Here is a 19,028-nt window from a genome sequence, read left to right as displayed (position 1 = left end):
GGTATATAATTTGCAAATATTTCCCTATGAAAAACTTCATTCTCATCTTTTTATTTTTTCTTCCCGCGTATTTTGGTTTCTCGCAAAATATGGATAGCGCCCAAATTTATTTTAAGAAAGGAATAGAAGAGAAAAATTCGCGATTGTTTGCATTAGCAGGAAAGGATCTTGACAAAGCAATTGCCTTTAACCCAAATTATACTGAAGCATATATTGAAAGTGGCAATGTAAATCTTGAAATGCGCAAAATGGATCCGGCAATGGCACGATTTACCAAAGCCTACGAACTGGATCCTAACAATAGTGAAATAATTAAACAACTTTCTACTTTGTATTTCAACAACCGGCAATTTCAAAAGGCGATTGATTTAGCTCAGAAGTGCAGCGCCTGTACGGATGCTGACCGAATTATCGGGATGAGTTATTACAATCTTGAAGATTACGGAAAGGCACAAACGCTATTACAAAAAGCTATTGCTAAAAATGATAAAGACGGTGAAGCTGCTTATACGTTAGGTCGCACTTATCTCGAACTGGAAAATGAAAAAAACGCAATTCAACTGTATCAAAAAGCTATCTCGCTGGAACCGGACAGATATGTGTGGATTTATGAGTTAGGACTTATTTATTACAACCAGGAAGATTATAAAAATGCGCTTCAATATTTTAACATGGCTGGCGATAAAGGGTATAACAAAACAAGCGATTATTATGAAAATACAGGCTTTGCCCAATTATACACCGGTGATGTTGAAAACGCAATGAAAACGCTGAACGATTTATTAACCAAGAAGCCCAATAACAAAGAACTTATAAATAATATCGCTTATGCCTTATACGAAACGAAGCGATATGACGGAGCGCTAACTTACTACTCTAAACTGCTTGAACTAAATCCTAACGATGCGCAATCGCTGTTTATGGCAGGAATGATTTTTCAAAAGAAAGGCGAAAAAGAAAAAGGCCAAAAGATCTGTGATAAGGCTATTGCAATGGATCCCTCATTAGCCAAAAACCGGCAGAAAAAAGATGTGCCGATGGGTTTATAGGACAGAACTTCAATTTCAATTCAAAATTTTGCATATCACTTTTATCTCGTAAGTTGAAATTAAGTTGATGTCTATAATCTGTTGAAACCCATTTTATTTAGTTCTATTTTAGTTTCGCGCCAATTTTTCATAATCCCCTAGTAATGTTGTTTTTACGACCTCCTTTTTAAAGGGTTTCTCCTGTTGATAGGCAAGCTTACAATTTATATTTTTAGAGTTGCTAAACCAATAATTCTCATGACTTCAAAATCTGTTACCTATGAAAAAATTATACACATTGATTACATTTCTGGCAATTTCATTTTTTCTGCAAAGAAGTGCTGCACAATGTACCTGTGCCGATGGATCAACACCTGATTCATTATCTTATAGCCAATATTTCGATTCTATCGTAACTACAAACACAACCATTTCGTTTCCACAATTTGATCCCGCAATTGGAACATTAACCTGCTACAAACTTAGCGACACAGTTTCCACCATTGTTAGTTACAATTTGCAAAACAATCTTCCCGATACAACTGTTTACAATTTTGAAACTTTCAGAAGGTCGCAGTTCACCGGGCCAGGAAGTTTTTTTAGCTCTGTTACATCAACTCCAAAAGATTTTGGACCTTATACACTTTCACCGATAGATTCCGCAGGTGACAATGTGGATATAGGCCCGGATACCGTATTCAATAAACAAGCGTATACAAAATATGGCTCATCAAACTCAGCATTTTATGGCACAGGAACTGTCGATTTTAATTATTTAAATACCAGCACTTTTACCATTTTAACGGGCAGTGATAATGCTATTTTTACCCTGAGAGCTTATACCAGGTTAAATGTCACCCTTGTCTACTACTGGTGTCCTTCGTTGGTTTTAGAAACACATTTAACCAATTTTACAGCCTCACTTTTGGATAACTCTGTTATTTTACAATGGAAGGGTAACGGCCGGGCTCCGGGAGATAAATATGAAATTGAAATGAGTGGAGATGGGAAGGAATTCAAAAATTTGGGTGAAGGAATTGCTACAACTTCGGGTAGTCCTTCCAGTTATAAATTGCTTTATACTCCGGATAAAAATTTCATGGGAAATTTATTATTCAGAATTAAGCGAACTAATAAGGATGGCCAAATCTTATATTCTGAAATCCGCACTGTTTCTATTAATAAGTACAATAACACAAAATATTCGTTGTATCCCAACCCATCAATTACGGGCATCCATCTTCAATTTTCAAATAGCGCTGGTGGTGAATACGAGGTAGAATTAATTAATAGTTATGGCCAATCAAATTTTAGGAAGAAGTACTCTTTCACTCAGAATGGAGCATTAAATATTGAATGGCCCAAAAAGCCGGCAGCCGGTATTTATTTTCTTAAAGTAAAAGATTTGAAAAACAATACAGAACAGGTGGAAAGGTTGAAGATTATGTAAATGATATCAGTTGAAAAGATTGTAATAATTTACTGCGTTTTTGATTAATTCTTTATAAGAGTATTAATTCATCATTAGCACATTAACGCTGCGCTGCAAAATATTAAAAGCAATTTCGGCCATCAAATTTTCCTTGTCGAGAGTTGGATTTACTTCCGTTATTTCAAAGCAACAAATTTTGCGGTTCTGCATAAATTTACTTACAAGATCTTCGGCTTCTCTTTCTTTAAGCCCGTTGCTTACTGGCGTTCCGGTACCTTTTGTTATCGACGAATCCAGGCAATCCACGTCAAAGCTTACAAAAATATCCGTGCATTCTGTGAGATATCTCAAAGCCGCTCTAACCACATTTTCCGGGCCTTTCCGTCTTAGTTGGGCGGTGGTGATCACCTTCATTCCGTATTTTTCAATCAAGTGTTTCTCTTCCTTCTCATAATCGCGTAAAGAAATAAAAACAACATCTTCCGGCAAAACTTTGGGGCAGGTCTTTCCTAAATTTTTTAATTGGTCCCATTGCTTTTTAGTTTTTTCATCCGGATCATGAACTTTGCTTTCTTCATTGTCTTCGCCAATTGATGCCGACAGCGGCATTCCATGCATATTTCCCGAAGGCGTCGTATAAGGTGTGTGGAGGTCAGCGTGGGCATCAATCCATATTACACCTAATCGACTGGCAGGTTTTGCAATTTTGATTCCTGCAATCGTTCCTGCAGCAGTACTGTGATCACCACTTAATACTACCGGGAAAAAATTATTCTTAATAGTTTCTTTTACAGACTTCGATACTCTTTCGCACATAATCAATACACCATTCATTCTTTTGGCGTAAGGAGATTGTATAGGTTCAAAAAGTAAATTATTTTCTGTCTCAATTTTTTCTGAAGGAAAGTGAACAAAGAAATTGCTCATAAAATCAAGCGCCGCTATTTTTATCGCGTCGATTCCAAGACTGGCGCCACGGGTGCCTGCCCCAATTTCACTCGGCACTTCAATAAGTTTGATATTCTTCATACATTATTTTTGGCTTCGGTCTTCAATTTTTCAATTTTAAAAATCAAGTTTAGCAAGACGTTTCAACCATTGCCTGCCAGAGCAGACTGCTGACGAAAATGGCCTTAAAAAAAGGCCAGCATATTAAGTGATTCTATGTATCGTTCATCCCGATAAATGACCTTAATTATGGTTCAGCAATTTATTGAGAAATTGCAATCGTAGGTAAGTCGCTATGGTAGGCAAGTTTCTTGGTATGACTTGTCTTAAAGAGCTGGCTGATAAATCCATGCTTTTTCGGAACGGTAATAATCGCATCAATTTCTTTTGCATTAGCAAACTCATTTATACCCTCTAAAAAATCGTAGGCCCTCAAAAAAGAAAATTCGGGGTTATATCCATTAAGTTTTTCTTCCATTGTTTCCTTTTCAATTTTAAATTCATCGGTCAGCTCTATATAGTGGTCGCTATCAACGTTAAGCACCTTCAATTTTGGTTTGAAAAAATCCAATACATTTTTGAGCGAAGAGAAAGGAGTTGTACGGGCAACATCTTTAAAATCGGACACAAAAAGCATATTTTTAATACCGGCAAATTTCGCATCTGGCGGAATAATCATAACAGGAGTACTAATATGTCTTATCACATTAAGTGTATTGGTACCCATAAATACCTGCGAAATTCTTGAACTCCCTGTGATTCCCATAATCACCATATCAACATGATTACTTAATACATATTTAGAGATATTATCAATAAACGAACCTTCTTCTGATTCAACTTTAATTGTTTGATTATCAAATGAATTCAATTTGTTTCCTAAAGCTGTTAATTCGGCATCCGTCACTTTCTTTCTGGAACCTTCATCCTTATCGGTCAGGGTTGCGAAACTGATGCTGCTGTACACGTGGTACAAAATAATTTCAACCCCCGGAGCATCTTTTGTAAGATCAATCGCATATTTAGCAGCGTTTTCTGAAGTAGAAGAAAAATCAACAGGAACTAAAAATGTTTTCATGTGAGATTGTTTTTTGTAAATGTAAATAAAAAGCTGTCTAAAAAAGTGCATAACAAAAAAATCATTTGAAATCTTAAAAATCAAGCTGTGAAAAATCTGTGTATAATTATAAAAGCCAAATCAGCACAACTAACACTTCTTTATACGAGAACCAATATATTTGCGAGCCTGCCCAAACCGTCTTTGTGGCGGGTTAAAAAAAAGATACTGTGAGATTAAAGAGTCTTGAAATTAAAGGTTTTAAAAGTTTTGCTGACAAAACCACACTCAACTTTGATGAAGGAATTACCGGTGTTATTGGCCCAAATGGCTGCGGTAAAAGCAATATCGTTGACAGTATACGCTGGGTAATTGGAGAGCAAAAGATCAGCCAGCTCCGTAGCGAAAACCTCGAGAGCCTGGTATTTAACGGTTCCAAAACACGTAGCGCCAGCGGCCTTGCTGAAGTGAGCCTAACATTTGATAATACACGTAATTTACTACCCACGGAATTTAATACGGTAACGATTACCCGCAAATATTATAAGAACGGTGAAAGTGAGTACCGCCTGAACGATGTTAGCTGCCGCCTGAAAGATATTCATAATCTCTTTATGGACACCGGCGTAAGTACCGATAGCTATGCAATTATTGAACTGGGAATGGTGGATGATATTATTAAAGATAAAGAGAACAGCCGTCGCAGGATGCTTGAACAGGCAGCCGGCATTTCTATCTATAAAACAAGAAAGCGTGAGGCTAAATTAAAACTGGACGCTACAGAACAGGATCTGGCCCGTATTGAAGATCTTCTTTTCGAAATCAATAATCAATTAAAAACATTAGAAAGCCAGGCGAAGAAAGCGGAGAAATATTACGAAATAAAAAAAGATTACCGCGAAATAAGCATAGAGCTCGCAAAAGCAGCGCTGGAAGGTTTTAATATAACCTATAAGGGTTTAAACGAACAGCAGAAAACTGAAACCGATAAAAAAATTCAACTGGAAGCAGAGATTGCAACACAGGAAGCTTCACTCGAAAAAGAGAAAGCCGATTTTATTGAGAAGGAGAAAATATTGCAACAGCAGCAGCATGCTTTCAATGAATTGAATAACACTGTTCGTGAAAGGGAAAATCAAAAAAATCTTAGTTCGCAAAGATTACAATACCTGCAGGAGAGAGAAACCAACCTCAAAGATTTTTTGGAAAAAGCGGAAGGGCAATTGGAAGGAATTGAAGAAAGTATTGTTTTTACAAAACAACAGATTGTTGATGAAGAAATAAAACTAGGTGAACAAAAACAGGAACTCGAATTGCTGAAACTAAATGCAGAGGAAAAGCGCAATGTGTTTGATGACAAACGAACAACTGTAGACAGATTGCGGCAATCGCAAATGAGTTTGCAGCGAAATTATTTTGATGCCGAGAAGAAAGTTGCTGTTGCAGATACTACTATAAATAACCTGCAGCGAACAATTGCCCAGACGGACGAAGAACAAAATCAGCGAAAGGAAATGCTGGAGAAACTGGAAGTAGAAAAAAAGCAAAAAGAAAATGAGCTCGATGAGAAAAAGGCTACCCTGGAGCAATTAAAACAACACAACGCTTTTACAAAAGAACAAATTCTTGAAACGCAGGCTGCGCTTGAAAAACTGAGGAGCGAACTTGCAGAAGAAAATCGCACGCTCGATGCAAGGCAAAATGAACACGATCTTCTCAAAAGCCTTATCGATACAATGGAAGGCTACCCTGAAAGTGTAAAATTCCTGCATAACAATAAGGGATGGAATTATACGGCGCCTATTCTAAGCGATATAATTTATGTGAAAGAAGAATTTCGAACTGCACTTGAAAATGTGCTGGAGCCTTACCTGAATTATTATGTGGTAGAAGATATTAATGAAGGGTTGACAGCGGTTCATTTGTTGGATAATAATAAAAAGGGGAAGGCCAATTTTTTCCTTTTAGATAAGTTGAATGCATATGAGTCAAACAGTCAACACCGGGCATTTGAGGGAGCAATTCCGGCAATGTCGGTTGTTGAGGTAGATGAAAAATATAAACATCTTGCTAACTATCTTTTGGGAAATGTTTTTATAGCCGAAAATGAAGAAGCCTTGCAAAATGCTAACGGTCATGTGGTACTCGAAAAGAATGGCAAATATGTGAAAGGAAAATATTCCCTCACTGGCGGAAGTGTGGGACTGTTTGAAGGAAAGAAAATTGGTCGGGCAAAAAACCTGGAAAAACTGGCAGAGAAAATAACGATTCAGCAGCAAAAAGTTACGGCGCTAAAAGCGATAATAAATCAAAAATCCAATGAGGTAATTGCCTTCAACGAACAACTAAAAGAAAATACTATACAACAAACACAACAAATTATAAATGAATTAATTAATACTTCGTTTTCCATCCAGAATAAAATGGAAAACCTAACGCATCAATACTCATTGGCTGCCAGACGTTCGGAGGAATTGAGCAGCCAGTTGGAACAAAATCACCTGGCTATAAATGAAACGAGATTGTTGCTGGAATCGCTCACGGGCGAAGTTGAAAAATTAGATGCGACAATGAAAATTGCGGCGGAAGAATTTATGAATGCGGAAAATGAATTCAATGCGATAAACGGCTTGTACAACGAGAATAACCTGTTGCTTGCAAGGCAGCAAAATAAATTAAATTCATTGCAGCAGGAACTGGTATTTAAGACCAACCAGTTTAACGATTTATCTGCGCAGCGTGAATCAAGCAACCTTCAGTTGAAAGAAGCCAGTGAAAATATTGCCATTACCGGCGACGAGTTAAAACAACATGAAGAAGCTGTTATTTCATTATTAAAAAATAAAGAGGCAGAAGAAAAGAAACTCAACGAAGCTGACCAGGCATATTATAATCTAAGAAATGAGCTGAACGAAAAAGAAAGTGAATTACGTCACAAACAAAAGGCAAAGGAACAAACTGATTATTTGCTCAATGAGATAAAGGATAAACTGAACGAATTGAAATTGCATCTCGCCGGTATGAAAGAAAGGCTGCATGTAGAATTCAGAGTTGATCTTGATGCCATTTTGGATGAAGAAAGAACGACAGAGACGCCGCTTGAAGATTTACAGGAGAAGAGTGATCGCATGAAAAAGCGCCTTGAAAATATGGGCGAAATAAATCCAACCGCAATTGAGGCTTTTACCGAAATGAAAAAACGTTATGAATTTATTGTAGAACAGAAGAATGACCTGGTAAATGCAAAAGATTCGCTTATGCAAACAATACAGGAAGTTGAAATAACAGCCAACAAACTTTTTCTCGAAACATTTAATAAGGTAAGAGAGAATTTCCAAAACGTTTTCCAGGCTTTGTTTACTGAAGATGATACGGCGGATATGGTTTTGGAAAATCCCGAAAATCTAGCTGAGACAGCGATTGATATAGTCGCTAAACCAAAAGGCAAACGACCAACCAGTATTACCCAATTAAGCGGTGGAGAAAAAACCCTTACCGCAATTGCACTTCTTTTTGCCATCTATCTTATTAAACCTGCGCCGTTTTGTATTTTGGATGAAGTGGATGCTCCCCTTGATGATGCGAACGTGGGTAAGTTCACCCAAATGATTCGTAAGTTCAGTAAAGAATCCCAGTTCATTATTGTGACACATAACAAAATGACAATGGCTTCTGTCGATGTTATTTACGGAGTTACCATGCAGGAGGCGGGCGTTAGCCGTCTTGTTCCTGTTGATTTCAGAGGGTTGGAACATCAGTTGGGGAATTAGATATTTGTTTCATTTCAATCCAAACTCAAATACTTACTTTAGCGTTAGTGATCAATTGCGTCTGTATGATAATGTCTTTTGGTAATTCCGAGACTCAAGAAATTTGGAATGGTAAGAGGGTTAAAAAAATTACCAAATGAAATCCAAACTATTGGAAAGCGAAAACTCAGAATGCTAAATAACTCAATAGATTTGACAGATTTGCGGGTACCTCCATCGAACAGATTGGAAAAATTATCCGGTAAAATGAAAGACTTTTACAGCATTCGTGTTAATGATCAATGGCGAATTATCTTTATGTGGAAGTCAGGCAATGCCTTTGCTGTAGAAATTATTGACTATCATTAATACTTTATAACATGACAAAAATTAAAAATATCCACCCAGGTGAAATTTTACTAGAAGAATTTTTAACTCCATTAAATATTTCTGCTTATAAATTGGCTAAGGATATTGAAATTCCTCAAACAAGAGTTTCTCAAATTATCAAAGGCAACCGCAGAATTACTGCTGACACCGCTTTGAGGTTAAGTAAATACTTTGGCAATTCTGCAAAATTTTGGCTGGGTTTACAGGATGATTTTGATATTGAAGAACAACTGTTCGTGAAAGGCTCATCCATAAAGTCAATTAAGACATTCAAAGAGAAAGTTGCCTGATATAATTCAGGTGACGAAAGAATTACTTCCCATTTGCATGAAGTTTCGGAAATCTCTCCTTTAGAGAAATTCAGAAGCGCATCAACTTTGCAATATTCCCTTTCCCACCTGCAAAAAAAGCACTCTTTCCATCCTTCGCTTTTCTACAAACATTAAAGCTTTCTTTGGAAATCCATTTCCACGTGTGCCCGTCATCGTTAGAAATGTCAACTCCGTTAATCCCGCAGGTGATCCATTGTTTTTTATGAAGATATTCCACGCAACTTCTGTAACCATGCGGCGGGTCTTTTGGATAAACCCAGGATTTGCCAGCATCGTTGCTGACAACACAATTCTTAAAAGTTGAATCCGGTGTATTAAAATCGCCACCAACAACAATGAAGGTTTTTTTACTTTTTATTGCAATAGAATTTGCGCCAGCGGTTTCTCTTCCTTGTAATATGGGGAGATCAATTATTTTATCTTTTATAAATAATCGTGAATGCAAACCTCCGGTTACGAAGCATGAGGCATCGTTTCCGAACTTTCTTATGTTGGTTCCGCTCGCAGCAAAACAGGCTTCGCCGCTGTCCGCAACCGGGTATTTATCTTCAGGAATCGTTTGCCAGGTATTGCCACCATTAAAAGTTCTTGCAATAAAAAACTTCCCATTAATGGGATCGCCTATAACAATGCCGCTTTGTTCATTCCAGAATTCCATGGCATCGAGAAACATTCCTTTAGTTTTATTTTCATAAACGAGCTTCCATGTTTGGCCGCCATCAATGGTTCTTAAAATATAAGCTGGCGAATCAACACCCATTATTACGGCAATGTTTTCATCGAAGGCTTCAATATCTCTAAAGTCTGTTTTTTCAAAACCTTGCACCTGTATCCATTTCCAGGTGTTACCGCTGTCAATTGATTTTCCAATCATTCCATTACTGCCACTTGCCCAAATTATTTTATCGTTTACAACACTCAATCCTCTAATAGAAGTATTTGTACCTGTGTTTACAATTTTTATTTCCTGCGCCTGGGCGGTAATGCAAATGAGTGCCAGGAAAACAAAAATACATCTCATAATAATCTTTGAATTAGTATCGCAAAGAACGCAAAGAAAAACGCAAAGAGCATAAAGTTTTTTCTTAGCATTCCGTGCGGCAACTTAGCGTCTTTTGCGATCCCTGGCATCCAGATGCTTAATGAGCTAACAGTACAAGTGAGTGACACAACTGGGATGCCCAAAGAACTAATGCTGGTAAACAAAATAAATTTCTTAATTCGCACCGCTTAATTACATTTGAGCCATGAGCTATAATTATCTCCCGCTTGATAAGAGTGAACTTACTTTTCAACAGGTAAAATATTTTCTCAAGTACAAACAAATGGTTTCAATAACTTTTGCAGCTCACGAAGCCGTTTTGAAATGCAGGGTATACCTTGATAAAAAACTGGAAGAGTCTGATGAGCTTTTTTATGGGATTAATACCGGCTTTGGTTTTTTGCAAAATGTACAGATAGACAAAAAACAACTACGCACTTTACAGAATAATTTATTGCTTTCCCACGCATGCGGCATGGGAGAGGAAGTGCCTGAAGAAATCGTAAAATTAATGATGATGCTTAAAATAAAATCGTTGAGCTATGGATATTCCGGCATCGGTATTGAAGTAGTAAAACGATTGATGGATATGCATAACAACGATGTGCTGCCGGTAATTTACACCCAGGGATCACTCGGCGCTTCGGGAGATTTAGCTCCGTTAAGTCATCTGTGCGTTCCTTTAATAGGTGCGGGCGAAGTGAGATGCAAGGGAGAAAAAATGAGTGCCACGGTAGCTTTGGAAAAATTTGGGTGGCAGCCAATTGAACTTCAAAGTAAAGAAGGGTTGGCTCTTATCAACGGCACGCAATTTATGAGCGCCTATGGAATGTGCAGTCTTATAAAATCGGAAAAATTATTGCAATGGGCAGATGTTATTGCTGCGATTTCTCTCGATGCATTTGATGGAAATATTGATTCATTAAATGAAAGGTTGCATTCGATCCGTGATCATATCGGCCAGGTATCAGTTGCTGCCAACATAAGAAAATTATTAGAAGGAAGTGAAATAGCAGCCCATCAAAAAACAAAATCGCAGGATCCCTATTCGTTCCGTTGTATACCACAAGTTCATGGTGCAACGCACGATACTTTTAATTTTATACTGAATACCTTTTTAAAGGAAATAAATTCTGTAACTGATAATCCAAATATTTTTCCAGATGAAGATTTAATATTAAGCGGCGGAAATTTTCACGGGCAGCCATTGGCGTTAGGTTTGGATTATTTGGCGATTGCAATGAGTGAGCTTGCCAATATTTCGGAAAGGCGAATTTATCAATTGTTAAGCGGGCAAAGAAATCTGCCTTTATTCCTCGTGAAAAATCCGGGGCTTAATTCCGGGTTAATGATACCGCAATATACGGCTGCCGGTATTGTGAGTGAGAATAAACAATTGTGTACACCAGCTTCTGTTGATTCTATTTCATCATCTAACAACCAGGAAGATCATGTAAGCATGGGAGCCAATGCGGCCACGAAATGTTTGCGTGTAGTCGACAACGTTGAAAAGGTTTTAGCGATAGAACTATTATCGGCAGTGCAGGCGATGGAATATAGAAGACCGATGAAATCGTCCCTGGTACTTGAAGAAATCATTACTGTATTTCGTGAAAAAATTTCCTTTAATGTGGCTGATCGATTTTTACATGATGATATGTTGGAAGCGGTTGATTTTATCAGGAGTTATGAGTTGTAAGAAGGTAGCATGATTCTTTACTTTTTATTATTTAGAGATTGTCATGCTGAGCAGTTTACCCTGGGGAACGAAGGGAGGCCTCGTCGGTGTAAGCGTCGCAACAGCAAAAAATAATAATGTGAAGTTGTCCCACAATTATTCAGTTTATATTGTTGAATGCCGCGATGGTTCTTATTATGTGGGCGTTACCAATGATCTGGATAGAAGATTATGGGAACATAACACGGGTTTTAACATTGAATGTTACACTTATTCAAGACGACCCGTGAAATTAAAATACTATGAAACAACTCATGATGTTAAACAAACAATTTTGCGAGAGAAACAATTAAAAGTTTGGTCAAGAAAAAAGAAAGAAGCGTTGTTTATTGAAGACTGGAATGAACTAATAAGATTGTCAAAAACAAAGCAGAAAGTTTCTGCAAGTGGCCCTTCGACAAGCTCAGGGTGACAAAGTAGGTGACTTTGAAAGAGGAGTTTAGTAGCTTACGAATTAGCCGTCAACGTTTTTAATTTTGCTGGATAGATGCCTCTTCTTTCGCCATATTTAGAATTGTCATGCTGAGCTTGTCGAAGCATCGCCAGTAGAAACATCAAACATTAATGTATAAATTCCTAAATGAAATAAAATGGTTCAGTCAACATACGATCCAGTAAAATATAAAACCCCAACTGGCACTCAACTAAGTTGTAAAGGCTGGGTACAGGAAGCTGCCTTGCGAATGTTATTAAACAATTTAAATCCAGATGTTGCTGAAAAGCCGGATGAATTAATTGTCTATGGCGGCCGTGGCAAAGCAGCCAGAAATTTTGAAAGCCTTGATCTTATTATAAAAGCATTGAGAGATTTGGAAAACGATGAATCACTTTTAATACAAAGTGGTAAGCCGGTTGGCATTATGAAAACACATAGCAATGCTCCCCGTATTCTGATTTCAAATTCACAACTGGTTCCAAAATGGGCAACCTGGGAACACTTTGATGAACTGGAAAAAAAAGGATTGATGATGTTTGGTCAAATGACTGCAGGTTCATGGATCTACATCGGAAGCCAGGGAATAGTCCAGGGAACTTATGAGACATTTGGAGCAGTTGCAAAGAAACATTTTAATGGTACGTTGAAAGGCACCTTGAGTGTTACTGCCGGACTGGGCGGAATGGGTGGCGCACAACCCCTTTCCGTAACGATGAATGAAGGTGTCTGCCTGGCCGCTGAAGTGGAAAAATGGCGGATAGATAAGCGGCTGGAGACAAGATACCTTGATGAAATGGCAGACAATATAGAAGAAGGTATTAATAAGGCCATTCGCGCTAAAGAAGAAGGAAAGGCGCTAAGCATCGGCGTGCATTGCAACGCAGTAGAATTGTTGGGAAGACTTATTGAAAGAAATATACCTGTTGATATTCTTACAGATCAAACATCTGCTCATGATCCGCTCGTCGGCTACGTGCCACATACACTTACTACAGAAGCAGCTACTGTTCTCCGTGAGTCTAATCCCGAAAAATATATTTCTCTTGCTTATGATAGCATGAAGCTACATGTAGAATTGATGCTTGAGTTGCAAAACCGTGGAGCTATTACCTTTGATTACGGCAACAACTTACGGGCAAGGGCATACGAAGCGGGGTTGAAGAATGCATTTGGTTTCCCGGGTTTTGTTCCTGCTTATATCCGGCCATTGTTTTGTGAAGGAAAAGGGCCTTTCAGGTGGGCAGCATTGAGCGGCGATCCAAATGATATTGCTGTTACAGATGAGATAATGATCAATCTGTTTCCGGAAAATGAAGGCATGATCCGCTGGATAAAAATGGCGCAACAGAAAATCGCCTTCCAGGGATTGCCGGCACGTATTTGCTGGATAGGGCAGGGCGACAGAGAAAAAGCCGGACTCGCTTTTAATGAACTCGTGAGAACCGGAAAAGTAAATGCACCTATTGTTATTGGAAGGGATCACTTAGATACCGGTTCTGTTGCAAGTCCCAATCGCGAGACCGAAGCTATGCTTGATGGAAGTGATGCCGTCGCAGACTGGCCCGTTTTGAATGCTTTGGTAAATACCGCCGGCGGTGCCAGTTGGGTAAGTTTCCACCATGGTGGTGGAGTAGGCATGGGTTACAGCATTCATGCAGGCATGGTGATCGTTGCAGATGGCACCGATGAAGCTGCGTCTAAGCTTAGCCGTGTGTTACGTAACGATCCGGGCCTTGGCGTGATTCGCCATGCCGATGCGGGATACGATGTTGCAAAAGATTATGCAAGAAAATTTGGATTGGATATTAAGCAAAGGTTGTCCTGAAATAATATTTCTAAATAATCCTGAATTTCAAATAAATAGTCTCACTTTTATAAATTCTTATCGAAACACATGAAACCATTAAAGACAATATTAATCCTTGCAATGCTTCAAACATTATTTTCTGTTTCAACTTCTGCGCAGCAAAAACAATTTAAAGCGCTGTTGGTAACAACTACAAGAGGATGGCATCACGAATCAATTCATGCGGGCGTATTAGCCCTACAGGATATGGGAATAAAGAATTTTTTTGATGTGGTGTTGTGGGAAGATCCGAATGGATTTACCGATAAATACCTTGAGCAATTCCAGGTTGTTATCTTTTTATGTACCACCGGTGATATTTTTGATTCGGCACAGCAGAAAGTAATGGAACGTTTTATTGAATCAGGTAAAGGATTCGTTGGTATTCATAGTGCCTCCGATACAGAATATGACTGGGACTGGTACACGAAACTCGTTGGCAGGATGTTTCATATTCATCCCGTAATTCAGACTGCACGATTGAATGTACTTGACACATCGTTTCCAGGCTTGCAAGGTTTTGCAGGACAAAAATTACGGACGGATGAATGGTATCAATTTGGCCCGGAAAAAATTACCGGACTCAATTATATACTTGCTGTAGATGAATCCAGTTACAATCCAAAAGCAGATTGGGGAACCAAAAAAGGAGAGGGGATGGGCAAGTTTCATCCTATAGCCTGGTACCACAATTATGATGGTGGCCGTTCTTTCTACACAGCCCTCGGCCACATGCCTTCAGACTTTAGTGACCCAGCATTTTTAAACCATGTATTTGCAGGAATTTTTTGGGCTGCCACCGGAAAGAAATGATGCAGATATTTCAATTAGAGAAGTTATCGTACCCAATACCAGATAATTCCGGGATTTTGCATACAGCCTTCTACACCACAACCTGCCGCAATCCATGGAGCGGGCGTCCAACCTGATTGAGAAATCAAAGTTCCCCACCAACTGCCGCCACTACATAAACTACTTGTTGTGATATAGCCACTGCAATTAGAATACCATGGCATTATTTGTTCAATTCCCCCGTCATTATATGTCCAGGTCCCAAACTTGGTGTCGATAGTAATATTAGTTTGCGTGTTGTCTCCTTTCAGGAAAGTGTAGGCGCCGTTAGCAGTCCATATGGCACCATTGCTTCTTCGGGAGTTTGCGTCAATCATATATTGAAAGCCACTTGCGCTTCTCTTAATATAATCTGCCCAGCAGATAATTGAATAATTTGAATTGATACTTGGCGAAGTAGTGTTGAGCGAAATGGCATTTGCATAAGTCCAGCCTGCATTACTTGCATTGCACATGATCAGCGTCCAACCGCCACCGTCAGTAGTCATATCTGCATAAATTTGAAACGGTGTTCCTCCATTAATATTTGGATTTTTAATCCAGTAATAACCATCGGCTGAAGAAGGATATGCCTGCTTAATCGCGTAAGCGCTGCTGGAGGCTTTTAATGCAGAAGTACCGTCATAAATAAGTGGAGCGCCATTTACCCAGTTGCTGGTAGTTCCGCCAAGGGCGAAGTTATTCAGCGTCCCGGTATAGGTGTTACTTGTTTTGTCAGCAAGAGAAGTAATACCGGTATTATTGCCACCGGCCGTTCCCTGGTTAAAGTTATAATAAGCCACTAACCCTGATTCGTTACCGGTTAGTTCTGTATTCATTGATGCTTGAATTTCGGCTTGCGTTTTCGCAGTATTCCAAATGCGCAATTCATCAAAAATTGCATTTGCATAAGGATCACTCCAATTACTTTTTCCAATATAGCAGTAGTTCCTTACAATATTAACTGGTGTTGAAAATGTTGAGGTGCCTGCCGCAACGCCATTGATATAAATAGTAGCCGTATTTCCACTAAGTGTGGCAGCAACGTGGGACCACTGATTGAGTGGGAGTGTTTGATTTGCCTGGAACTGGTTACCTTCTACATAAAACCCAGGTGCGCCACTAGTACCATAAGTGTACGCCAGTAAAACATTATCACTCCCGGCTCCATTTCCGAAATCAGTTATCCTGGCCCAATTCGCAAAACTTTTAGGATACACCCAACATTCAATTGTAAAATCTCCACTGAAATAAACTGCCGGCGGCAATGATACGTAATCGTTGGTTCCATCAAAATCTAGTGCGTTGGTAACGCCGTTATTTATCGGGGAGAACGGCGCTCCATTCTTAGTTAGGCCGGAAATTCCAATCGCACCATTTTTGTTAACATAAGTTGACGCTGCGTTTGTTGGTTGCCCATTTTTTGTAATGCCTTGAGCTACCAAAAAATTTGTAACAGAAATAGACAGCAGGAGAAAAAGAAATTGTTTCATGTTACACGATTAATAATAGTAATCAAATTGAATTCTGTCAGATGCGGTTAGCGAATAGGCGCCATTGTTAGCCGCGTTATAAGTTAACGTACTGCCGGTGATACTATATGCAGTATTGCTAATTCTAATGCCATTAATATACATTTTTACCTTGCTGTTTACTGATGGTGTTTGAGTTAAGGTAAAGCTTGTTTGAGATGCCGTAGCCGAAAATTCATCAGCAACTTCTCTTACCAAAACATTAGACCATGCTACCGTTCCGCTACCGTTCGTTGTAAGTGCTTGCCCGTTGGTGCCATCAGTATTTGGATAAGTAACTGTACCGGTAGTAAGTTTGCCGTTTGTATTTACAGATGTAACGCTTGTATTTCCGAGTTGAATTTTATTACTTGCATTCACTACAGCGCCGTAACCTATCGCGGTCGCATTGTTTACAGTTCCTAAAGACACATTTGAATTGGAACCAATGGAAGTGTTCTGCGAACCAGAGGTTACAGAGCCACCTGCCGATGAACCTACAGCGGTATTATCATTGCCTATTGAACTTATTAAAGACTGTTGTCCGATACCTGTATTACGAACGCCTGTTGTGAGCGACAACATTGCTTCAGCTCCTACAGAAGTATTAGCATTACCAGTCGTCAGGCTAACCAAATTCGAGTATCCCAGACTTGTGTTATTATCGAAAGAGCTACCACTATAATTTTGCATGGCACCATAACCCACCGCAGTGTTTCGGGTACCCGTTCCTGAACCAAGAGCCGAATTTCCTATTGCAGTATTCTGGCCATTTTGCCCGGCGCCTAGCCCGATGTTTAGTCCATTTACTTTTATATCTGATCCAAACGTTGCGGATGTGCCTGTCAGCGCTCCACTTAATGTACCACCTGCTAACGGAAGGTAAGTAGATGAAACTGAAATACTAGTTTGGTAAGGTGCGAGCATCGCAGCTGTATCAGCAATGTTTAGTTTGTTGCCTTCAGCGTTTGTTGCTCTTGTAGTTTCATTATTTAAATTAGTGGTCAATGTGGCATCGCCGTTAGTACGATCAGCAACCTCTGTATTGAGGTGAGTAGTTAACGTGTCTTCGGCGTTAGTTGCTCTTGTAATTTCATTTGCCAGAGCAGTAGAGCTTCGTGTTGAAGCGGCGTCCACATAGGCTTTTACAGATTTTACGCTGGGGTATTTTGTATCGGAAGAACCATCGATTGTAAGATCGGTGCTCTTATTGGCAACATCTTCTTTAGTTGCTTCGGCAGTGGTTGCTCTTGTAACTTCTGTTGAAAGGTCTGTAGTTAAAGTGCCTTCCGCGTTTGTTGCTCTGGTAGTTTCATTATTTAAATTGGTTGTCATTGTTGCATCGGCGTTAGTACGATCGGTAACTTCTGTATTCAGGTGAGTAGTTAAAGTATCTTCTGCATTGGTTGCTCTTGTTATTTCATTAGCCAAAGCTGTAGAGCTTCCTGTTGAAGCGGCATCTACATAATCCTTCACAGATTTTACGCTCGGGTATTTTGTATCAGAAGAACCATCGGTTGTAACATCTGTACTTTTATCAGCAACATCTTCTTTAGTTGCTTCGGCAGTAGTGGCTCTCGTAACTTCTGTTGAAAGGTCAGTGGTTAAAGCGCCTTCAACGTTGGTTGCTCTTGTAACTTCATTATTTAAATTCGTGGTTATTGTTGCATCTCCGTTAGTACGATCTGTTACTTCTGTATTCAGATTGGTGGTTAATGTATTCTCACCGTTTGACGCCCTTGTTGTTTCATTAGCCAGGTTTGTTTTAATAGAATCATCTGTATTTATACGGTTGATTATTTCATTGGCCAAAGCCGTAGAACTTCCTGTTGAAGCAGCATCTACGTAAGTCTTTACCGATTTTACACTTGGATATTTGGTATCGGAAGAACCATCGGTTGCAATATCTGTGCTTTTGTTGGCAACGTCTTCTTTGGTTGCTTCGGCAGTTGTTGCTCTTATAACTTCTGTTGAAAGATCAGTGGTTAAAGTTCCTTCAGCGTTTGTTGCTCTTGTTACTTCAGTATTTAAATTAGTTGTTATTGCAGCATCACCGTTAGTTCGATCTGTAACTTCTGTATTCAGGTGAGTAGTTATAGTATCTTCTGCATTGGTAGCCCTTGTTATTTCATTTGCTAAAGCAGTAGAACTTCCTGTTGAAGCGGCATCCACATAATCTTTTACTGATTTTACACTTGGGTATTTGGTATCGGAAGAACCATCGCTTGTAACATCAGTACTCTTATTGGCAACATCTTCTTTGGTTGCTTCAGCAGTGGTTGCTCTTGTAACTTCTGTTGAAAGGTCAGTAGTTAAAGTGCCTTCCGCGTTTGTTGCCCTGGTAGTTTCATTATTTAAATTAGTGATCAATGTGGCATCACCGTTAGTACGATCGGTAACTTCTGTATTAAGATGAGTAGTCAAAGTGTCTTCAGCATTGGTTGCTCTTGTAATTTCATTCGCCAAAGCAGTTGAACTTCCAGTTGAAGCGGCATCTACATAATCTTTTACAGATTTTACACTTGGGTATTTTGTATCGGAAGAACCATCGGTTGTAACGTCAGTGCTTTTGTTAGCAACATCTTCTTTGGTTGCTTCTGCAGTTGTTGCTCTGGTAACTTCTGTTGAAAGGTCAGTAGTTAAAGTGCCTTCAGCGTTTGTTGCTCTTGTTGTTTCATTATTTAAATT

At 39.1% G+C, this 19,028-nt stretch carries 14 protein-coding genes; 9 read left to right on the top strand and 5 right to left on the bottom strand.

Going from position 1 to position 19,028, the window contains the following annotated elements; all coding sequences use genetic code 11:
* Positions 1 to 26: 26 nt before the first annotated feature.
* Positions 27 to 1,049, top strand: a complete 1,023-nt coding sequence (locus ACO1O5_RS12800) for a tetratricopeptide repeat protein (RefSeq protein ID WP_486270786.1) — start codon at positions 27 to 29, stop codon at positions 1,047 to 1,049.
* A 259-nt stretch (positions 1,050 to 1,308) separates the two neighbouring features.
* On the top strand, positions 1,309 to 2,478 hold the full coding sequence (locus tag ACO1O5_RS12795; protein WP_486270784.1) for a choice-of-anchor E domain-containing protein: 1,170 nt from the start codon (positions 1,309 to 1,311) through the stop codon (positions 2,476 to 2,478).
* A 63-nt stretch (positions 2,479 to 2,541) separates the two neighbouring features.
* Here the strand turns inward: ACO1O5_RS12795 and ACO1O5_RS12790 are convergent, their stop codons facing one another.
* Together ACO1O5_RS12790 and ACO1O5_RS12785 are read right to left on the bottom strand one after the other, a co-directional pair.
* Positions 2,542 to 3,489: an arginase gene (locus tag ACO1O5_RS12790; RefSeq protein ID WP_486270782.1), complete on the bottom strand. Its 948-nt coding sequence runs from the start codon at positions 3,487 to 3,489 to the stop codon at positions 2,542 to 2,544.
* A gap of 181 nt (positions 3,490 to 3,670) precedes the next feature.
* Entirely contained in the window at positions 3,671 to 4,486 is an 816-nt protein-coding gene (locus tag ACO1O5_RS12785; protein WP_486270780.1) for a universal stress protein, read from the bottom strand.
* Positions 4,487 to 4,695: 209 nt separating this feature from the next.
* Between ACO1O5_RS12785 and smc the strand changes: the two genes are divergently transcribed.
* The 3 genes from smc to ACO1O5_RS12770 all read left to right on the top strand — a co-directional run bounded on the left by smc (position 4,696) and on the right by ACO1O5_RS12770 (position 8,894).
* Positions 4,696 to 8,235, top strand: a complete 3,540-nt coding sequence (gene smc / locus ACO1O5_RS12780; protein ID WP_486270778.1) for a chromosome segregation protein SMC — start codon at positions 4,696 to 4,698, stop codon at positions 8,233 to 8,235.
* A 108-nt stretch (positions 8,236 to 8,343) separates the two neighbouring features.
* On the top strand, positions 8,344 to 8,583 hold the full coding sequence (locus ACO1O5_RS12775) for a type II toxin-antitoxin system RelE/ParE family toxin (protein WP_486270777.1): 240 nt from the start codon (positions 8,344 to 8,346) through the stop codon (positions 8,581 to 8,583).
* 11 nt (positions 8,584 to 8,594) lie between these two features.
* Entirely contained in the window at positions 8,595 to 8,894 is a 300-nt protein-coding gene (locus ACO1O5_RS12770) for a HigA family addiction module antitoxin (RefSeq protein WP_486270776.1), read from the top strand.
* Positions 8,895 to 8,964: 70 nt separating this feature from the next.
* On the opposite strand, the gene ACO1O5_RS12765 is transcribed toward ACO1O5_RS12770, so the two are convergent.
* Positions 8,965 to 9,957, bottom strand: coding sequence for a WD40/YVTN/BNR-like repeat-containing protein (locus ACO1O5_RS12765; protein WP_486270775.1), 993 nt, complete (start codon positions 9,955 to 9,957; stop codon positions 8,965 to 8,967).
* Positions 9,958 to 10,183: 226 nt separating this feature from the next.
* Here ACO1O5_RS12765 and hutH point away from each other — a divergent pair, with 226 nt between their 5' ends.
* The 4 genes from hutH (at position 10,184) to ACO1O5_RS12745 (ending at position 14,811) form a co-directional block, all read left to right on the top strand.
* Positions 10,184 to 11,677, top strand: a complete 1,494-nt coding sequence (hutH, locus tag ACO1O5_RS12760; RefSeq protein ID WP_486270773.1) for a histidine ammonia-lyase — start codon at positions 10,184 to 10,186, stop codon at positions 11,675 to 11,677.
* 43 nt (positions 11,678 to 11,720) lie between these two features.
* On the top strand, positions 11,721 to 12,128 hold the full coding sequence (locus ACO1O5_RS12755; RefSeq protein ID WP_486270771.1) for a GIY-YIG nuclease family protein: 408 nt from the start codon (positions 11,721 to 11,723) through the stop codon (positions 12,126 to 12,128).
* Between the two features lie 178 nt (positions 12,129 to 12,306).
* Positions 12,307 to 13,977 carry a urocanate hydratase gene (gene hutU / locus ACO1O5_RS12750; RefSeq protein ID WP_486270769.1) on the top strand — a complete coding sequence of 557 codons (1,671 nt, stop codon included), beginning with the start codon at positions 12,307 to 12,309 and terminating at the stop codon, positions 13,975 to 13,977.
* A gap of 69 nt (positions 13,978 to 14,046) precedes the next feature.
* Positions 14,047 to 14,811, top strand: a complete 765-nt coding sequence (locus tag ACO1O5_RS12745) for a ThuA domain-containing protein (RefSeq protein WP_486270767.1) — start codon at positions 14,047 to 14,049, stop codon at positions 14,809 to 14,811.
* A 23-nt stretch (positions 14,812 to 14,834) separates the two neighbouring features.
* On the opposite strand, the gene ACO1O5_RS12740 is transcribed toward ACO1O5_RS12745, so the two are convergent.
* Both ACO1O5_RS12740 and ACO1O5_RS12735 read right to left on the bottom strand, forming a co-directional pair.
* Positions 14,835 to 16,322 carry a LamG-like jellyroll fold domain-containing protein gene (locus ACO1O5_RS12740; protein WP_486270765.1) on the bottom strand — a complete coding sequence of 496 codons (1,488 nt, stop codon included), beginning with the start codon at positions 16,320 to 16,322 and terminating at the stop codon, positions 14,835 to 14,837.
* A 9-nt stretch (positions 16,323 to 16,331) separates the two neighbouring features.
* A partial coding sequence (locus ACO1O5_RS12735; RefSeq protein WP_486270764.1) for a beta strand repeat-containing protein occupies positions 16,332 to 19,028 on the bottom strand: 2,697 nt, incomplete at its 5' end.

The organism is Ginsengibacter sp., assembly GCF_057362405.1.
Note: the sequence above shows the minus strand (reverse complement) of the source record. Positions and strands in the feature narration are given on the sequence as shown.

Excerpts from the sequence above, each read along its gene's own strand:
- ACO1O5_RS12755 (WP_486270771.1), top strand. The coding sequence starts at position 11,721 with ATGCTGAGCAGTTTACCCTGGGGAACGAAGGGAGGCCTCGTCGGTGTA.
- ACO1O5_RS12775 (WP_486270777.1), top strand. The coding sequence starts at position 8,344 with ATGGTAAGAGGGTTAAAAAAATTACCAAATGAAATCCAAACTATTGGA.
- ACO1O5_RS12740 (WP_486270765.1), bottom strand. The coding sequence starts at position 16,322 with ATGAAACAATTTCTTTTTCTCCTGCTGTCTATTTCTGTTACAAATTTT.
- hutU (WP_486270769.1), top strand. The coding sequence starts at position 12,307 with ATGGTTCAGTCAACATACGATCCAGTAAAATATAAAACCCCAACTGGC.
- ACO1O5_RS12795 (WP_486270784.1), top strand. The coding sequence starts at position 1,309 with ATGAAAAAATTATACACATTGATTACATTTCTGGCAATTTCATTTTTT.
- ACO1O5_RS12765 (WP_486270775.1), bottom strand. The coding sequence starts at position 9,957 with ATGAGATGTATTTTTGTTTTCCTGGCACTCATTTGCATTACCGCCCAG.
- hutH (WP_486270773.1), top strand. The coding sequence starts at position 10,184 with ATGAGCTATAATTATCTCCCGCTTGATAAGAGTGAACTTACTTTTCAA.
- ACO1O5_RS12745 (WP_486270767.1), top strand. The coding sequence starts at position 14,047 with ATGAAACCATTAAAGACAATATTAATCCTTGCAATGCTTCAAACATTA.
- ACO1O5_RS12770 (WP_486270776.1), top strand. The coding sequence starts at position 8,595 with ATGACAAAAATTAAAAATATCCACCCAGGTGAAATTTTACTAGAAGAA.
- ACO1O5_RS12790 (WP_486270782.1), bottom strand. The coding sequence starts at position 3,489 with ATGAAGAATATCAAACTTATTGAAGTGCCGAGTGAAATTGGGGCAGGC.
- ACO1O5_RS12800 (WP_486270786.1), top strand. The coding sequence starts at position 27 with ATGAAAAACTTCATTCTCATCTTTTTATTTTTTCTTCCCGCGTATTTT.
- ACO1O5_RS12785 (WP_486270780.1), bottom strand. The coding sequence starts at position 4,486 with ATGAAAACATTTTTAGTTCCTGTTGATTTTTCTTCTACTTCAGAAAAC.